Here is a 16,189-nt window from a genome sequence, read left to right on the forward strand (position 1 = left end):
TAATTTTCATTGTAGGTATCCCAAGTCCTCTAATCTTTGTTTTGTGTCCTCTCTCATCTCTTGATTATCATCTCCGGGATTCCTGACAAGAGGTCCCTGCTTAGATTTAATCTTATTTCTGAGTTCAGAGATAACATCGGAATTATCTTTGGAAACATCAACACTTTCGCCATTTGGTTTGGTTAGGTCAAATAATGACTCTGTCCCGTCGGACCCTTCAAGATATTTCCACGATTCTGTGCGTATACATCGAAGGGCACGATCATATTGGGATAGATCATTATCCGTTGACACCGTATACTCTGATAGTGCTTCTTGGGAGGGTTGCGGTTCAAGGTATTCTGCAATAACATAGTCCCGAGAATAACTTGTTTCATCTGGGAATAACAAGCTGTTTGACGATGTATGGTCAGGAGTCGATTCGATATCAACCTCAAGAAGTTCTAAGATGGTGGGAAATATGTCACGGAGTTCAACCAACCCATCAAAGCTCATATTTTGAGGAAAGTAATCGGGGTGTCGACATATGAGCGGGACATTGATTAGAGAATCATATAAACAGAATTGGTGATCCATGAAGCCATAATCACCGATGTTTTCTCCATGATCTCCAGTAATAATAATAACAGAGTCCTCGTATTCGCCGACCGATCGCAAATGATCAAAGAGTTCTCCGAGACGTTCGTCAAGATAAGCTAGCTCGGCCTTGTACAGAGATTCAAGAGTTTTAAACTCAGAATCTTGCATTTCAACATCTCCGGACAGATATCGCCAGGGGTCTTGATTCACCTCTTCGGAACCTGATTCTACACCGAACCTGTGTTTGAATTTACTGGGAGGATCATAGGGAAGATGTGGCTCAACATAATTCACAAATAAGAAAAATGGAGACGAAAAATCGTCACTATCAAGGTAATTTGCTAACCGCTCATTCGTACGTTTCGCACCGGAATCATTTTGATGGTAAAAATTCAGATATAATGCATAGAAAAAATTCAAAATGGAATTCTTTGGATCTTCCTTTACCTTCTCTACTAGAAGCTTTAATCGTTCCCGATTGGAGTCTGCTTTTTCAATAGATGAGAGATCGATACTGTCGTTTGAGACTTCCCAACGAACGAGGAACTCATCAAATCCAGTATCAAACCCGAATTCAGGGCTCACCCAAGTGTTGTTTGAATAGGCGATTGTTTGATACCCTTTCTTACGTGCATACTCGGCGAGAACTGTTCCATCTGGAGAGAAGTTTTTATTCCCCGCATGTGAATTATGATCGGATGTATATTCTCCCGTAAACATAGATGCATGTGAGGGTAAAGTCCATGGGCCAGTAGTTAAACATTTGTCGAATTTTGAACCTTCACGGGCGATTTTTTTGATATTCGGCAAATGCCCATCTGACAACATTTTTGAAACAGTTGATGCACGGGCAGTATCCATGACGAGAAGGATGATGTTTGGCTGTGACATTGATAATTTGCAAGTCTCCAAATCACATAACGATTGGCCATGACGAAGAACGGTATCAGACGGTTCGTAGGTGTCATCAAAATGTTCAAGATGGCACTGTCTATAGTAACCGTTAGAATTTTTGCACAGAGACTGTTGCAAGAGATAGTGAAGCATCTCGACGAGATCACCGTCGAGGAATTGCACGACGCCCTCGACAACGTGGACGGAAAGAAGCCGACACAACGGCTCTAGCAGCTATCGCGTACAAGAACGGTGTCACGCAGACCGAGCTAGCCTAGTGGTACAACGTTCAGCGCTGGACGATCTACAGCTGGCTCAAGCGACTCGTCGGTGTCGAGTCGCTTGAGCCAGCCGTTTCTGATGATAAACGAACTGGAAGGAAGCGAAAACTTTCAGAAACACAGCAAAAAGGATTTCAAGAGACCGTCCACGAACCTCCTGAAGAAGTCGGGCTCGACGCGCCGGCGCTTGCCCAAGACTTTCTCGAGGAAACATACGACGTCGAGTATTCAATCCTGAGTTGTCGGCGGTTGCTGAAAGAAGCGGGATTGAGCTATCAGAAACCACGCCGGAAAGCCGCCGAAGCTGATGAAACCGAGCAAGAAGCGTTCTACGAAGAACTCAAAAAAGCGGCGGGAGATGGACGCCACCGTAGTCTGTATTGACCAATCCAAGAAATCCGTGCAAGTCGAGCCGCGTGCCGCGCGGAAACCACGCGGCACGCGGCCCTCGGTCAAACTCTCTGGTCAACGCGACTGGACGTGTCTGCTGGGCGCGATCACCGAGGACGGTGATCGCTTCTTCTCACGATTCGAAGAGTACGTCACCGCTGAACACGCAAAACATTTCATTTTAGCACTATGTAACGAATTTGAAGATGACTTGCTCGTGGTGCTGGACGGAGCGCCGTATTTCCAGGCGTCGGCCGTCACGGACCTGGCGGCCCGTGACGACCTCGCATTCGTGACGCTACCTTCGTATTCACCGGAGTTGAATCCGGTCGAAGAATGCTGGAGACCGCTGCAAAAGGCTGTTAGCAACCGCTTCTTTGACTCGCTCGATGAGCTAACAACAGCGATCGACATCGCTCTCGACAAACTCTCTGTTCCTAAAGTGAGTAATTACTTCTAGTGTCCACTATCGATAGTGCCCTCCGAGGAAAGAGAGGTGAACCCACAGCGTTCATTTCACGCTGCTTGAAGTCTCATATTGTGCAAGCCGTTAGAATAACTGTTGTGCATATGGATTTAAATATCCTGACAAGTATTTTAATGTCGATTCCCCTCTCAAGATTTAATATTCAAGCAACTAACGTAATTGCCATTGCCGGCGGTATGGTGATAAATCATTTATCAGAAACACTTTTGACTTGGAAAGTGGACATCAATATCAATAAGGGATAGAATAGATGGGTAGTAAGTACAAAGAATTTATTGATTACATTAGTCAAGATTCCGAGGACAAGTTCGGAAAATGGATCTTTGAACGCATTCCACTAATATTCGGGATTTGCTTAGGGGTTTTGTCATTCTTGTTTCTTCTATTCTTTAGTGAAGGTGGTGACGGCCATGCTGCGCGAGCTTACTGGCTTGCAGCAAATGGTTTCATTGAAGATGGGCGGATATACGGGTACTTCCCTGGGTATATGTATTCGCCGATCACACTTGTGATATTTTTGCCATATGCCTTTGTATCGTTTTTAATTGCGTTCGGGATTCAGGCGACTACTGCCATATTAGCAGCAATAGGTTTGGGTTGGATCACAATCGAATTTATTAGTGATCACGGCCGAAACCTGTCTTCCACCGATAAATCGGTAATATTTGTGTTTTTCCTTGCATCAAGCCTGAGTATCCCCGCATACATGCAAGCACAGATAAATACGCATTTAGCATTAATAATTGCAGTCGGTTTCGTAGCAATAGAGCGCGATAAGCAAGTGAAAGGGGGGGTGGCCCTTGCGACTGCAGCACTATTCAAAGCAATTCCAGCACTATTAGGAGTTTGGCAACTCCATCGTAGAAAGTATAAATCGGTCGTTGTCTCGATCTTGGTTGGTGTCGGTGGTCTAGCATTCGGCGCAGTTATATTTGGAATCGAGTCAACTGAAAAGTACATCTTCGAGATATTGCTAGTTCGGCGGAATAGCGACGCTCTTGTTGGAGGTATTTCACCAGAAAGTGCAATATTGACTATCAAACAACCAATTGGTGTGTTGCTTCCCTGGGTAGATAATACCGTTCTCACGATCCTTGCAATCTTACTGGTAGTACCAATCGTCACCTATGTATTTCATGTGGACTCGATTGAATCAACAATTCAGACTCGAGTACTTGGGATGCTTACGATAACAATTGCAATGCTGGTAGTTACGCCGAGTTATTTCTATTACATGATTTACGCGACTTTTCCTCTGGTTAGTGCACTATTCTTAGTTGAAAAGATAGTCACAAGAATTTGCCTGGCGATTGGAACCTGCCTTACTGTGAGCATCTTCACAGCAGATGACTTTGCAGTAGTTATTGAACTACTTCCTCTCCCCGCACTAGTTTCTAATCCCATAATTGAAACAATTTACACAGTTATGTCAATATCAACACTCCCACTACTTGGTGTTATTTTAATTCAATTCGGAGCAGTCCACTACTGTCATACCACACACCGATGAGCCAATTTCATTATTCAAATTCTAACCCCCTGTCGAATCATTCGATGGTAAACAATATTACAGTACCTGCACAATACATAACACCCACAGATGAGTGATCTCAATAAGGTTATTTTGATTGGCTTAGATGGGGTTGGTCAGGAAGAGGTTTCCAAAATTCTACGTAGTGGATCTCTAGAAAACCTAAATAGCCTTGATGAAATGTGTGGTTTACTCAGTACCCAACCCCCGTGGACCCCCTGTGCCTGGCCCTCTCTTCTAAGCGGCCGAAACCCAGGCAAACACGGTGTCTTCGACTTCTTCACTCGCGACGGTTACAATAAACGGCTCATCGAACGCTCAGACGTAGACTCTCCATATCTCTTCGAAGCGGCCGACGCACACGGACTTACTTCGCTCGCGGTCAACTATCCCGTCACGCATCCCGTCTCCGAACTTGAACACGGTGCTGTCGTCCCTGGTTATCTCGCACAGGAGGACACCGAATTCCACCCGAAGGGGCTCCGCGAGGAATATGAAGCCGAGTATGGCGACTACGTCATCTATCCCGAGTACGGCACGGACGACGACGCTGTACGAGAGTACGTCGATGTCGCTCGTTGCCGCCGCGATATGGCAGAGTTCCTCGATAGCAAGTACGACTGGGACCTGATGGCCGTCCAGTTCCAGGTTACAGATTCAATCTTTCACGACCTCGACGACCGAGACGAGATTCGACAGGTCCTCGAGAAAGTCGACGAGTTCGTCGGGGATATTATCGATCTCGGTGGTGAAGATTCGACGGTCATCATCGCCTCGGACCATGGGATGGGCGATTACGACTGGACGTTCTACATCAACTCCTGGCTCGCCAAACACGGCTACTGCGAAGTGACCGAAGGCGAATCACAGTACTTCCGCCAGCAGAAAGACGAACTCAAAGGAAAGAGTGACGAGAAAGACGAGGCAAGCCCACTCGCGACAACAGTAAAGACGATGGCGTCCTCGCTGTCAAAAGTTGGCCTCTCACCGCAGCGAATCCATAGCGGTCTCTCCACGATTGGTGCAGCCGGCTACGTCGAACGACTTCTTCCCACCGAAGCGCTCGTCGCCGCGCAGAACCAGGTCGTTGACCACGAGAACTCGCAGGCGTTCCAACTTTACTTCAACAGTCTCGGTGTTCATCTTAACGTCCAGGGTCGCGACCCGAGTGGCGTCATCCCAGAACAGGAGTACGACGCAGTTCGTTCAGAACTTATTGCAGAGCTGAAGGAGGTTCGTGACCCGGATGGAGAGTTGGTCTTTGACGACGTGGAACCCCGTGAAGAGGTATACGAGGGGCAACATCTCGACGACGCACCCGATATCGTCCTGACGCCCAGAGACTACCGATACGACGTGAGTGGATCGATTCTGGATACGTTCCGTCGATATCCACATAAGAATCATAAGCCGGAGGGGATTCTGTTGTCGAATCGCTCGCTGAACACCGACGATGGGGCGAAAATATACGATATCGCGCCGACGGTTGCTGCCGCACTTGGAATACCAATCGACTCGCAGACGGATGGGCGGAACCTCCTCGAAACCGACGACGAACTTGAACGCGAGGACTGGGATATCCTCGCCGATGGCTACGTTGGTACAGGGGCAGACACCGATACACAGAGCGTCGAAGACCGCCTTGCTGACCTCGGCTACATGGAGTAACGAACAGGGTCGCTGAGACGGCTATTCAGTAATTCGTTCGTAGATTTCGTTCGTCTGTTCTGCAACACCGTCCCACGAGTACTCGGCAGTAACGAGATCGTAGGCGTTCGCTGCCCAGCGCTCAGTTTCCTCGCGATTGTCCAGCCCATAGCGAAGGGCATCGGCTAGTTGGTCTGGGGACTTCGGTGGAACAAGATAACCAGTCTCCTTGTGGTCAACGAACTCCGCGATTCCTTCGACTTCGCTCGTGATGACCGGGGCTTCAGCAGCCCACGCTTCGAGAAGCGTCAATGGGTGGCCCTCCCACACAGACGGGAGTACGAAAAGTCTGGCACGGCGATAATGGCATGGAATCGCCTCGTTAGAGACTCGGCCCTCGAACCGAACCCGGTCGTTAAGACCAAGGCGACTTGATTGTGCTTGGAGTTCGTCACTTTTCGGTCCGGTGCCGACAATTACGAGGTCGGTATCGGGGTACTCGTTTGCGACCTTGCTGAATGCCTTGATGAGGTCACTCACTCGCTTCTTCGGTGCAAGTCGTCCAAGGAAAAGAATCTCGTCGCGGTCCTCAACCTCCACGTCGAATCGGTCGATATCGACGCCATTTGGAACACACGAAAATTGGGAGTGATGTCCTTCGAGAAGATCGAGATGTTCTGTATTGACCGAGATGACGTGGTCGTAGTCGAACCCGAGAATAAACTGCTTCTCAAGTCGGCGTTTCACACTTGCGAGTGCCGATTCGTCATGACCGACACCGGAGGTGAGTGCAGTCCCATGCACGGTAAACACGGTCGCAGCGTTCGAGAGGAGCCCTGCTGTTCGCGTTGGGACTGCGGGAAGGAACGTATGTCCGTGGACAATGTCAAAATCTTCTGTCAGTAGATGCGGAACTGGCGTGAAGAGCGACGCAACTCGACCGAGAGGGTTCCAGTACTTCGTCGTTGGCTTCAGTCGGTGAAGACGTACTTTTCCTCCTGCAAACGTTTCAGGAGCCGTGTGACTCTCGCCGTCTTGATTGAGAGCCCGCGTGTAGATATCTATCTCGTGGCCGTGCTGTTCGGCAAGTGCAACCGCGAGTTCTTTCACGTGAACCGGGCCACCGCCAGTCCGTGGCCACCAATCGTCTTGGACCATCGCGATGCGAAGCGACACTATTTGTACCCCAACGCTTCCAGTCGCCGCTCGATCTCCTCGTCGACGTCCTCATCGTCACCCACCGACTCACCATTCTCAACAGCGACCCGGGCCTCAACGTGCTCACGGAGTTCCAATTGAAGCTCCGAGCCACTCGAGTCAGTGAACTCGATTTCGCCAGACTCTCGGTCCCGTTCACAGAGACACACGTCCTCAGCCGTTCGAACCGCGTACCGCCGAAGGTGACTGTCCTCTTTCTCGCCGCGTGCCTGGGAGAACACGCGCCGGTCTGCATCCGCAACAGGGTCAACAAGCGAGAACTCCGACTCGCCACCGAACGCAGATTCGATCGTCGACACGATATCTAGCGTGCTTACAGGCGTTTCCACAACCCCACTGTCATCGTTCGGTGGCCGAACGATCAGCGGCACGTGCGTAATCTCGTCATGGAGGTATCGCGGATGTTCGTAGTAGCCGTGTTCACCGAAGGCGTCGCCGTGGTCGGCAGTAAAGACCACCAACGAGTTCTCCAACAGCCCACGCTCACGAAGTGCAGCGAGGAACTCGCCGATTCGTTTGTCGTTGTAGCGAATCTCAGCGTCGTACAGGTCGATCAATAACTGCCGCTCGTCGTCGGTAATCGAATCGGGGTCTTTGATGGCCCGCTGATACAGCGACTGAGCGTTCCGCCCGGAGACCGTCTCGTCGGTGTAGAGCGTCGCGTATTCACCCGGCGGCTCATACGGGCCGTGGGTGTCCATGTAGTGGTTCCAGAGGAAGAACGGCTCGTCATCGTCGAGCGAGTCCAACCACTCTAACGAGCGTTCGTTGATCTCTTCGGCGCGGGCATAGTGGCGATTTCGAAGCTTGTCGAGCGCCCGCTGTGCCAGCGCGATGACCTTGTGCTTCCCGAAGTGGAGGTCGTCGTCGAATGTGTCGAATCCTTGGTCGAAGGCGTAGGCACGAGAGACGAACGGATTCGAGTGGAAGCCAGCCGTCGCGAAGCCCTCCTCAGAGAGCGTTTTGGCGACGGTATCGGTTGCGAGTCGGTACTTCGCGTCAATAGCGGTATCCGGATACTCGCCAGTTAACAATGCTGGAACCGCCTCACGCGTGTGTGAACTCGCGCTGTAGGCATTCGTAAAGTGAAGCGAGTCGGACGCAAGGTCATCCAACACCGGGGAAGTCTCTCGATGGTAGCCGTGACACGAGAGATGGTCGGCCCGAAGGGCGTCGGCTGACAGGAGGATGATATTGTCCCAGTCAGTAGTCATCTACTGCGTAGATGTTGAACCAGCGTTATATTACTAGCGCTATATTCAACTTCGTCCTGAGTGCCCCAACCGAAAGGGCATTTACCCGGGGTGAAGATGACACGAATAATGGATGTGGCGTTTGTCAGTAATGTGATATTTCCGTTCGTGACTGGTGGCGCAGAAAAGCGTATTCACGAAATCGCCACCCGACTCTCACAGCGAGGCCACGACGTAACCATCTACGGCCGCCACTTCTGGGACGGCCCGAAAGAAACCACCCACGAGGGCGTTACCCTCCGTGCAGTCGCCCCCGAGACAGAACTCTACACCGACGACCGCCGCTCGATCACCGAAGCGCTCGACTTCGCCGCCCGTCTCACCTACCCACTCGCCAAACGACTCCACAAGGAAAACCACGACCTCGTCGTCGCCTCCGTCTTTCCGTACTTCCCTGTCCTCTCCTCGAAGCTCGCCGCCCTCGGGACCGACGTGCCCGTCGTCACGACCTGGCACGAGGTGTGGGGCGACTACTGGGACGACTATCTCGGCGTACTCGCCCCGTTCGGCAAGTTCACCGAACATCTCACCGTCCGCGTACCACAATATCCAATCGCCGTCTCTGGTATTACCGCCGACCGCCTCGCCGATATTGGCCGGGACAGAGACACGATCGAGGTCGTCCCGAACGGCATCGACGTCGATCAGATTCGAACCGCGCCACTCCCCGATGACGGCGACTCGTTCGACGTGCTGTTTGCTGGCCGACTCATCGCCGACAAAAACGTCTCCATCCTCCTCGATGCCTTCGACCGCGTGGCCGACGAGTACGACGACGTGACGCTGGGTGTCGTCGGCGACGGCCCAGAGGCCGACCGTCTCGAACAACAGGCGAGTGAGTTGGACCACGCCGACCGCGTGAGCATGCTGGGCTTCCTCGACGAGTACGAGGACGTGTTGGGACAGATGCGCGCCGCGGACGTATTCGCCTCACCCAGTACGAGAGAAGGATTCGGCATCACCTACGCCGAAGCGATGGCTGCCGACTGTACCGTCATCGGCGTTCAACACCCCGAGTCTGCAGCGAGTGAGGTCATCGGCGATGCGGGCTATCTCGCTGAGCCGACTGTCGACTCAGTCGCAGACTCATTAGCCCGAGCACTTGCTGGAGATAGACCACCTACTGAACCTAAGAAACGTGCTGAAGAATATGATTGGGACAGCGTTGCCGATCAGGCGGAGAAGGTGTACAAGCGTGCTGTTGGCGGTCGGCAGTAACCAACTTGAGAAGTAAACATCAACCCAACACAATTCGTGTTATGCCGATCAAAATCGGCGAGTCGTCTGTGGATACACTCGAAACAATACCCTCCCGACACTTTCCACTCGTTCATCTCGCTGGTGCAATCGTCTTGATATCTCTGGCCCTTTCTGTTTCGGTGCTGTGTAGCACTTGCTTGGAATAGCCGAGAGACATCTACCGGAAGCATCAATCACTAGTCTGTTTTATTACGCTCTTGCATGGACTGCCTTGGAAAGACTCAAAGATTTATAAAATGGGTGATTTCACATTGGAATCTACATCATGTATCCCCAGAAGTACTCATGCTGCTGCTCCCGGCTTGCAGACGTGCGAAAAGTCTTTTCTGAGGTACACGTGAATTCAATCATCTCGTGGCACCCACTACTTGCTCTAGTTGCTTTTGTGCCTACTCTGGAGTAATACAGTCTTATTGGATTCCACCCCCGTTGACAGGTTTTCTGAAGTCAAAGGGTTCTAACATGACCGGTGTGACCCACAGCTGTACTTGATACAAAGAAATCGACACACGAAAACTAGGGTATAGTACGATACCGAGGTGGTGCTGAACGGACTACCTTTTCGGCAGATAAGCACGAACAATTACGCTTCTGTGAGGCATGAAGTGAGAGACGGTAATCGACACGAGCTGAGGCGAGGTCTGAAAATACTCAATTGTGCCAATGATGACGGATCAGCAACCACTTCTTGGACTTCAACGGAATGCCCTAAGATGTGAGTCGGATTATCAGATACGTCTCTCCTGAGTTCACTCGATCAAGCACTTCGTACTCTCTCTCCAATCCCTGTTCTTCTGGTTTGTGAATCACCGCATATCTAATATCTGAATCCTTATTCATCTCGCTAACCGAAGCGTGGTCTATAGGGTTTGTAGCATAAAATGCGAGTGAGAACTTGACACCCTCACCGATCAGTTGGTCGCTCAATGAGACTAACTCTCCATTAGGGACATTCTGATCTATTGATTCACCAACGCTTTGGTCACTACCTCCCCAACCAGGGGTAGGTCCCATGAGTACCAATAAAACGCACACAACACATAGTACTGGTACAACATGTGAGACGACATGGAAGTCGTCACGCGATAATCTGTTCTTCGCGACTTCGCCAAACCGTCTATACCCAGCTAACAGTATTACAACTGCTGCCATCGCCATATAGAACAGAACACCTTCCGAAAAACCATGAACTGGTAGAATATCTGTTCCTTGCGCACTCGTTGGCAATGTAGACCTGAACGACAGTACACTTGCAAGCAAAAGTCCAATTAATGTTGTTCCAAGTGCAATTAGATCTCCTTCGATGATGTAGTTGAACAACCACCCTACAAAGAGAGCAGCAGGAACGTACGCAGGCAAGATATACCATCCGTGGTTCCCTGTGAGAGAGTAAAACCCGATGACAACCCCTGTCCACCACAAGAGGAAGATCTGGTCTTTCAATTCAGAGTAGCGCTTCTGGACGATGGTGACCAAGGGTAACCCGACTGTTGCGGGTAAAAGAAAGTATCCCCATGGATCGAAGAACGTTGGGAAATAATTGAGGTATGGAAATCGCATGAAATCAAATATCGTGCCAGACTGCGCACTAAATGAGGACCCAGTAGCCCGCTGAAGGACTTGTGAAATAAATATCTCATAGATGAACTCATCCCCGAATTGTAACCACATATATGCTGGCCACGGTATGATGATACACAAAAACCCTACAACAGACTTCAACATTTTTTTGCTGGTGAAGTCCCGCGGACTCGTAGCTACAAGTGGAAGAACAACGAATACGAACGGGGCGGCACCAAAGCCTTTCGAGAGAACCGCTAATGCTGCAGCGAGACAAACAACAGGGATGAGACGTTGGTTGTCGCGACGAGAAACAAGCCAAGTGAGTACGACAAAACAAGTTCCAAAGAAGACTAGTGGTATATCTGTTGCAGCTGCTCTTCCTGCATTATTACCGACATAAACATATGGTGTTGAAAGGAAGATCGCGGCCCCAGTAAGCCCTACTATTCGAGACTTCATCTCTCTCCCAACAAAGTATACAACGACAGCAGTAAGTATCGTTAATAAGGCAGACGGCAAGCGTGCCGCAAACACACCGATCCCGAATATCTCCATCGAAATCGCTTGGAACCAAATCGATAATGGTGTTTTTTCAAGGAAGGGATGAATAGCGGTTGGACCTAATCCACCCTCTATATGTGGTACCAGCCAATTGCCGTTCTGGGCCATATGCTGCGCCGCATTTGCATATATCCCTTCGTCCCAATTTCTCAGAGCGCGTTTGTCCAAATTTCTCAAATAAAAGAAAGAACCAATGAAGAAGATGCTCACCGCGAAGACAACATCGTAGGATGTTCGGAAGAACCAGTTAATTACCTCGTCAACAACAGCATTTAATTGCTGTACAATTGGTTTGAATTCATCAGACAAGGCCGAACGCAGATGGCTATACCGGTTATACGTAGCGTTGCTAGGTGTGTCTTGATGCCGTAGCTGGTTCTTCGCCACGGAAGAGGTTTCTGTTGTGACGTTCTTGTCTGAACCCCTGCCGTTTTTTGCGGTTCCTACCTGTGTATGGACATCGGTTGATGTCTTCTCAAAATCACTTCCGTCTGTTTTGTTAGCCACCCCTGTCTCTGGAATGTTGCTTTGAATGAGATTCTCAATATTGGCGTAGAAATCGTCAACCTGAGCTATCTTTTCTTGCCCAAGTGAGCCGTCTGGGCTAAACTGTGCCTGCTCAAAAATTGTGATGATCTGTGAGATTTCCTCGTGGGGAATCTCCGCTAGATCTCCCACCCGTTTAAGATACTCCCGCGATGTTTCCGATGTCTCTTTCGGTACGCCCGTAATCTCTTCCACCCGGCGAATACTTACGTTTGTCATTGAATCCCTCATTTTGAATCTACTTGCCAAGTGAACAGACTCTCTGCTATATAATTAATTGACATACCAACACCAATTCCTGTGAGGTTTGCGACGGTTGGCCAGAGTTCAACCCCGGCGACAGGAATTGAGAATTCAACAACCGACGTCAACAGGTACAGTACTGAAAACGCAACTGAAAGCCCGACTACTCGAACAGCATGTGATTTTATCCATCGGCGTACGACCAAAACTAGTCTGGAACCTCCTACATTAGCGAACGTCCATTGATCATTGACGACGAACATCGTCGAAATTGAAGTTTCAGCGCCAACCGCTTTCGCTACTAATGGGTTAATCCCTAAAAACCCAGTTAGGATAGCAACGATAATTGTCTCAATCGTTGCACCAACGATGCCGACGGAGACGAATCTGCTAATCCGTGTGTGGTCAATAAGGATATCCAACTTGGATTCAATCGCCATCCTCTTCCTCGAGCTTCATGAGTTTCGACCGTTCCGTTTTCTTCACATTACGGAATCGTGGACTGGTGTCGATTGCGTCAGTACGTCGCTTGACGTCGATAAGAGCAGTCGCTAGCTCAACCGATGTCGAAAATGGGCTAACTGTCGAATCTGGATGGTCTTCCCAGTCAACTGGAACCTCAGCGATTTCGTATCCGAGTGACCCTGCGACAGAGACAAACTCTAGGTCCCATGCAAATCCTGGTTCGTAGCAATGGTGTCCAACAGCTTCCCACGCTTCACTTTTTACGGCTTTTGCACCACACTGGTAATCTCGACACTGGGTGGGGAGCATTTTTCGAGCTGCGAATGCGAATGCGTCTCCTAGCAATCGGCGAACTACTGTTTGGTGTGCGACGATGTGCGAAGAGGGGTGGCGGCGGGACGCGATGCTGACATCGGTGGTCCCTTTCCTTATTTGATAGATAATATCGTCGAGAGACGACGCGGGAACCGACCCGTCTGCATCAGCAAACGCTAAGATGTCCGTATTGAGCGCATCGAACCCTTCCATGATCGCACTTCCCTTGCCGCGACGATTATTCGATGTGTTAACCTCTGCGACATCGTTGAGTCTATCTACGTGTGATTTTCGTGGCGCATCAATTTCAACCCGAATGGCATCTGGTGAGAGAGCCTGGCGAATATCTTTGATGTATCGCTCTAAGGTCAAAATGTCCGGATCATATGCGGGAATGACAATCCCGACAGATCGTTCAGATGTCACAGCCAGACTCACCTCTGTATTTCCACACCCTAACATCAGACATAGGATGTCTGCCAGTTCTATGAACAGGCGACTAAAGTCTACCGGATAGTGTGAATTGTTGATATGTATTCATTTTATTGTTTAATGTATTATATATCGGTGCCACATAGTGTAATTATTAACTAATCTTGCCTTTGGCCCGGGAAAATTCCTTGTGTAGTGATCAACGCCTCGCTTCTGTTATTGCCCTATATCTACTCCCTTACCGACAGTCGTGAATCTGAATCCGTTCTGGCAGACCCACCGCACCACACGCGGGACACGCCACGAGCGTCGTCGGCAACTCCTGACAAGACTCTAACGCGGCGTGCAGATGCGCCTGCACCTCTGGCTCAGTCGTTCGCGTCAGCGCTTGGGCGAGGTGCATCTCCAATTCTTCGTGGGCACTCATGCGCGTGGGTTCTCCTTCCGCTCGGTATCTACTCGAAGCCCGAGGTGTGCAAGCTGGCCCATCGAAGCCCACCCACGCTTCTGGGAGACGAACGCCTTCCACTCGCGAAGTGGCCGGCCATCGAGTGGTTGGTAGTGATCGAGTGTACGGCCATCAAAGACGACGACGGCGTCGGCCGGACGGAAGTAGTGATGTGTGAATCCCTCGGCGTCGATCCCAAGCGTAAACGAGCGTGCGAGGGCGTTGGTGAGTTGTTCGGCTAGCGATACGGTACGCTCTTGTGTCGCGGAGTTCGTAGCTGACATTGGCTTTCTTGCTCCAATCGAGAAGCCACCCGGTCACGTGTTCCAGCACGTGGCCTTTCTGCGAAAGGCGAACCCGGTACTTCTCAGTTACAACTCTATTCTTGAGCAACTTAATACTATGCATTATGCCAAGACAAAATAAACATTGATAACGCCATGGTTTATACTATATCACGGTCTAACTGCGACTATGAGCGCCTCAAACCTTACTGGGACTGACAAAGCGATTCTCGACGTGCTCAAGCGAGGACGCGATGGCGATCATCCGTGGGGCATTGCGACGAAAGGCTATCTCGTCGATGAGACCGGGTACTCACGAAACAGTGTGTATAATCGCCTCGAAGTACTCGAGGCTCGCGGCTACGTGAAACTGGTCCACGAACCAACTCGGCTCTTCGAATTCGTGAGTGATCCGCGAGAAGACTAAGCGCAGCGTTCAGATACTACAGTTCGGATGCGTCGACATCTCCGGATAGATAGCCACGTCCGATTTCGCTAATCTCGTATTTTCCTCTCTCAACCCGGTTCACAAGTCCCCTTTCTGCGAACTCTGACAACCGATTATTCACGTGTGTTCGAGTGAATCCAGCATTGAACGCGATTATGCTCGGTGAGAGTACAAGACCAGAATCACCCAGTATCTCAAGAATCTGGTCGTCAGTCGGCTTCATCCATTCCCCCCGTTTGCGCATACCGGAGCAATCAATACTATCGTGTTAACCGAACCGATGTATAACACAATATACACTATCAGGTGTTATTTGTTTACTTATTAGTAAACAGATTGAAGTAGGTCGATTGCATGGAGTGATCTAACGACTCACCGGATTACTGGTCCTCTCAGAAAGGACCCGTGTTGTAGCACGGACCCGGTGCGGTCTAACCCCAACCGCATGTCTCCGAACACACCACCCACGCAAAAAGGTCTCGTCGCACAGCCACGCCGCACGGAGGGCCACAAATGACCAAGCCCTCCATCGAAGACCTCGCCGCCCGAATCGACGAACTCGAAGACCGCGTCGACGAACTCGAGGCCGACACCGAACAACTCGAAGCGACTGTCGATGCCCAAGCAGAGACAATCGCGTCCCAACGCGACCAACTCGCTGACTACGAAACCCGCACCCAAGAACTCGAAGCCGAACTCGACGCCGCAACGGACCACCGCAAGCATCTCCAACAGCGACTCTACGCTGTGGAATCCGAAGACACCCCCAACGACGAACCCAACACAAGTCTCTCGCCACTCCAACAACTCATCCGACTTCCCTCGAAGGCACTCTCGAAGCTCACCGCCAACCAGGAACGCGCTCGCTTCATCGCCAAGGACATCACAGAGTACGCCACGAACGTCCCTGCGGGCTTCGCACTCGACTCGAGTACCATTCGCACCGTCCTCCACGCAAAGGAAGGCCGCACCCCCCACACCCAGACCGTCAGTCGCGTGATGGACTTTCTCGACGACCTCGGGAAAGAAGGTGTGAAGATTGTGAAACGTCGCGGGACCAAACGCGTCATCTTCTCCGAACACGTTGTCTCGGAACTCGCGGAGACAGCACCGTCGTCGGGGAGAAGTAGCATCACGGAAGTTGTGATGGGGTGGCGATAGCGAGCGTGTGATCACCAGTCGATAACCGACTCCACGCCGCCGCGCGGTCGACACCCACCGCGGGTACAGCCCCCCAAGCTAGCAGCAGCACCCGAGAAACCCCTCCTGTGGACAAAGGTAGTGTGACCGAATACAACGATTTGGAGGCTTCGAGTCAACCGAGACAGATCACAACGGGTGTGA

13 protein-coding genes and 1 pseudogene are annotated in these 16,189 nt (G+C 50.7%); 7 read left to right on the plus strand and 7 right to left on the minus strand.

The window, feature by feature from the left end; genetic code table 11:
- Positions 1–6: 6 nt before the first annotated feature.
- Entirely contained in the window at positions 7–1,470 is a 1,464-nt protein-coding gene (locus tag AUR65_RS08940) for a sulfatase (RefSeq protein WP_158250827.1), read from the minus strand.
- Positions 1,471–1,617: 147 nt separating this feature from the next.
- Between AUR65_RS08940 and AUR65_RS08945 the strand changes: the two are divergent.
- From AUR65_RS08945 to AUR65_RS08955, 4 genes and pseudogenes are all read left to right on the plus strand, one after another.
- Positions 1,618–2,604: pseudogene (locus AUR65_RS08945) on the plus strand (IS630 family transposase).
- Between the two features lie 80 nt (positions 2,605–2,684).
- Positions 2,685–2,876 (plus strand): hypothetical protein, encoded by a 192-nt coding sequence (locus tag AUR65_RS19945; protein ID WP_199180580.1) that lies wholly within the window; start codon positions 2,685–2,687, stop codon positions 2,874–2,876.
- Positions 2,877–2,881: 5 nt separating this feature from the next.
- The gene (locus tag AUR65_RS08950; RefSeq protein WP_084816402.1) at positions 2,882–4,141 is read left to right on the plus strand and encodes a glycosyltransferase family 87 protein; all 1,260 of its coding nucleotides are present in this window, start codon (positions 2,882–2,884) and stop codon (positions 4,139–4,141) included.
- Between the two features lie 90 nt (positions 4,142–4,231).
- The gene (locus AUR65_RS08955) at positions 4,232–5,830 is read left to right on the plus strand and encodes an alkaline phosphatase family protein (RefSeq protein ID WP_084816403.1); all 1,599 of its coding nucleotides are present in this window, start codon (positions 4,232–4,234) and stop codon (positions 5,828–5,830) included.
- A gap of 21 nt (positions 5,831–5,851) precedes the next feature.
- Here AUR65_RS08955 and AUR65_RS08960 read toward each other — a convergent pair whose 3' ends face one another.
- Positions 5,852–6,967, minus strand: a complete 1,116-nt coding sequence (locus AUR65_RS08960; RefSeq protein WP_058566631.1) for a glycosyltransferase family 4 protein — start codon at positions 6,965–6,967, stop codon at positions 5,852–5,854.
- Positions 6,968–6,984: 17 nt separating this feature from the next.
- Positions 6,985–8,241, minus strand: a complete 1,257-nt coding sequence (locus AUR65_RS08965; RefSeq protein WP_058566505.1) for a sulfatase — start codon at positions 8,239–8,241, stop codon at positions 6,985–6,987.
- A 108-nt stretch (positions 8,242–8,349) separates the two neighbouring features.
- Here AUR65_RS08965 and AUR65_RS08970 point away from each other — a divergent pair, with 108 nt between their 5' ends.
- On the plus strand, positions 8,350–9,498 hold the full coding sequence (locus tag AUR65_RS08970) for a glycosyltransferase family 4 protein (protein WP_058566506.1): 1,149 nt from the start codon (positions 8,350–8,352) through the stop codon (positions 9,496–9,498).
- 750 nt (positions 9,499–10,248) lie between these two features.
- On the opposite strand, the gene AUR65_RS08975 is transcribed toward AUR65_RS08970, so the two are convergent.
- From AUR65_RS08975 to AUR65_RS08995, 4 genes are all read right to left on the minus strand, one after another.
- Positions 10,249–12,429 carry a glycosyltransferase family 39 protein gene (locus tag AUR65_RS08975; protein ID WP_158250828.1) on the minus strand — a complete coding sequence of 727 codons (2,181 nt, stop codon included), beginning with the start codon at positions 12,427–12,429 and terminating at the stop codon, positions 10,249–10,251.
- A gap of 8 nt (positions 12,430–12,437) precedes the next feature.
- A complete protein-coding gene (locus tag AUR65_RS08980) occupies positions 12,438–12,893 on the minus strand; it encodes a GtrA family protein (RefSeq protein ID WP_084816405.1) in 456 nt (151 codons plus the stop codon).
- Positions 12,883–13,659 (minus strand): glycosyltransferase, encoded by a 777-nt coding sequence (locus AUR65_RS08985; RefSeq protein ID WP_199180582.1) that lies wholly within the window; start codon positions 13,657–13,659, stop codon positions 12,883–12,885. The genes AUR65_RS08980 and AUR65_RS08985 overlap by 11 nt, the downstream gene beginning before the upstream one ends.
- Before the next feature lie 429 nt (positions 13,660–14,088).
- On the minus strand, positions 14,089–14,397 hold the full coding sequence (locus AUR65_RS08995; protein ID WP_084816407.1) for a hypothetical protein: 309 nt from the start codon (positions 14,395–14,397) through the stop codon (positions 14,089–14,091).
- A gap of 190 nt (positions 14,398–14,587) precedes the next feature.
- On the opposite strand from AUR65_RS08995, the gene AUR65_RS09000 reads away from it, so the two are divergent.
- Together AUR65_RS09000 and AUR65_RS09010 are read left to right on the plus strand one after the other, a co-directional pair.
- Positions 14,588–14,824 carry a MarR family transcriptional regulator gene (locus tag AUR65_RS09000; RefSeq protein WP_058566509.1) on the plus strand — a complete coding sequence of 79 codons (237 nt, stop codon included), beginning with the start codon at positions 14,588–14,590 and terminating at the stop codon, positions 14,822–14,824.
- A gap of 534 nt (positions 14,825–15,358) precedes the next feature.
- Positions 15,359–16,006, plus strand: coding sequence for a hypothetical protein (locus tag AUR65_RS09010; RefSeq protein WP_058566510.1), 648 nt, complete (start codon positions 15,359–15,361; stop codon positions 16,004–16,006).
- Positions 16,007–16,189 lie beyond the last annotated feature (183 nt).

The sequence above is a fragment of the Haloferax marisrubri genome, assembly GCF_001469875.2.
Classification (GTDB): Archaea; Halobacteriota; Halobacteria; order Halobacteriales; family Haloferacaceae; genus Haloferax; species Haloferax marisrubri.

Excerpts from the sequence above, each read along its gene's own strand:
- AUR65_RS08940 (WP_158250827.1), bottom strand. The coding sequence starts at position 1,470 with ATGTCACAGCCAAACATCATCCTTCTCGTCATGGATACTGCCCGTGCA.
- AUR65_RS08950 (WP_084816402.1), top strand. The coding sequence starts at position 2,882 with ATGGGTAGTAAGTACAAAGAATTTATTGATTACATTAGTCAAGATTCC.
- AUR65_RS08955 (WP_084816403.1), top strand. The coding sequence starts at position 4,232 with ATGAGTGATCTCAATAAGGTTATTTTGATTGGCTTAGATGGGGTTGGT.
- AUR65_RS08960 (WP_058566631.1), bottom strand. The coding sequence starts at position 6,967 with ATGGTCCAAGACGATTGGTGGCCACGGACTGGCGGTGGCCCGGTTCAC.
- AUR65_RS08965 (WP_058566505.1), bottom strand. The coding sequence starts at position 8,241 with ATGACTACTGACTGGGACAATATCATCCTCCTGTCAGCCGACGCCCTT.
- AUR65_RS08970 (WP_058566506.1), top strand. The coding sequence starts at position 8,350 with ATGGATGTGGCGTTTGTCAGTAATGTGATATTTCCGTTCGTGACTGGT.
- AUR65_RS08975 (WP_158250828.1), bottom strand. The coding sequence starts at position 12,429 with ATGACAAACGTAAGTATTCGCCGGGTGGAAGAGATTACGGGCGTACCG.
- AUR65_RS08980 (WP_084816405.1), bottom strand. The coding sequence starts at position 12,893 with ATGGCGATTGAATCCAAGTTGGATATCCTTATTGACCACACACGGATT.
- AUR65_RS08995 (WP_084816407.1), bottom strand. The coding sequence starts at position 14,397 with ATGTCAGCTACGAACTCCGCGACACAAGAGCGTACCGTATCGCTAGCC.
- AUR65_RS09000 (WP_058566509.1), top strand. The coding sequence starts at position 14,588 with ATGAGCGCCTCAAACCTTACTGGGACTGACAAAGCGATTCTCGACGTG.
- AUR65_RS09010 (WP_058566510.1), top strand. The coding sequence starts at position 15,359 with ATGACCAAGCCCTCCATCGAAGACCTCGCCGCCCGAATCGACGAACTC.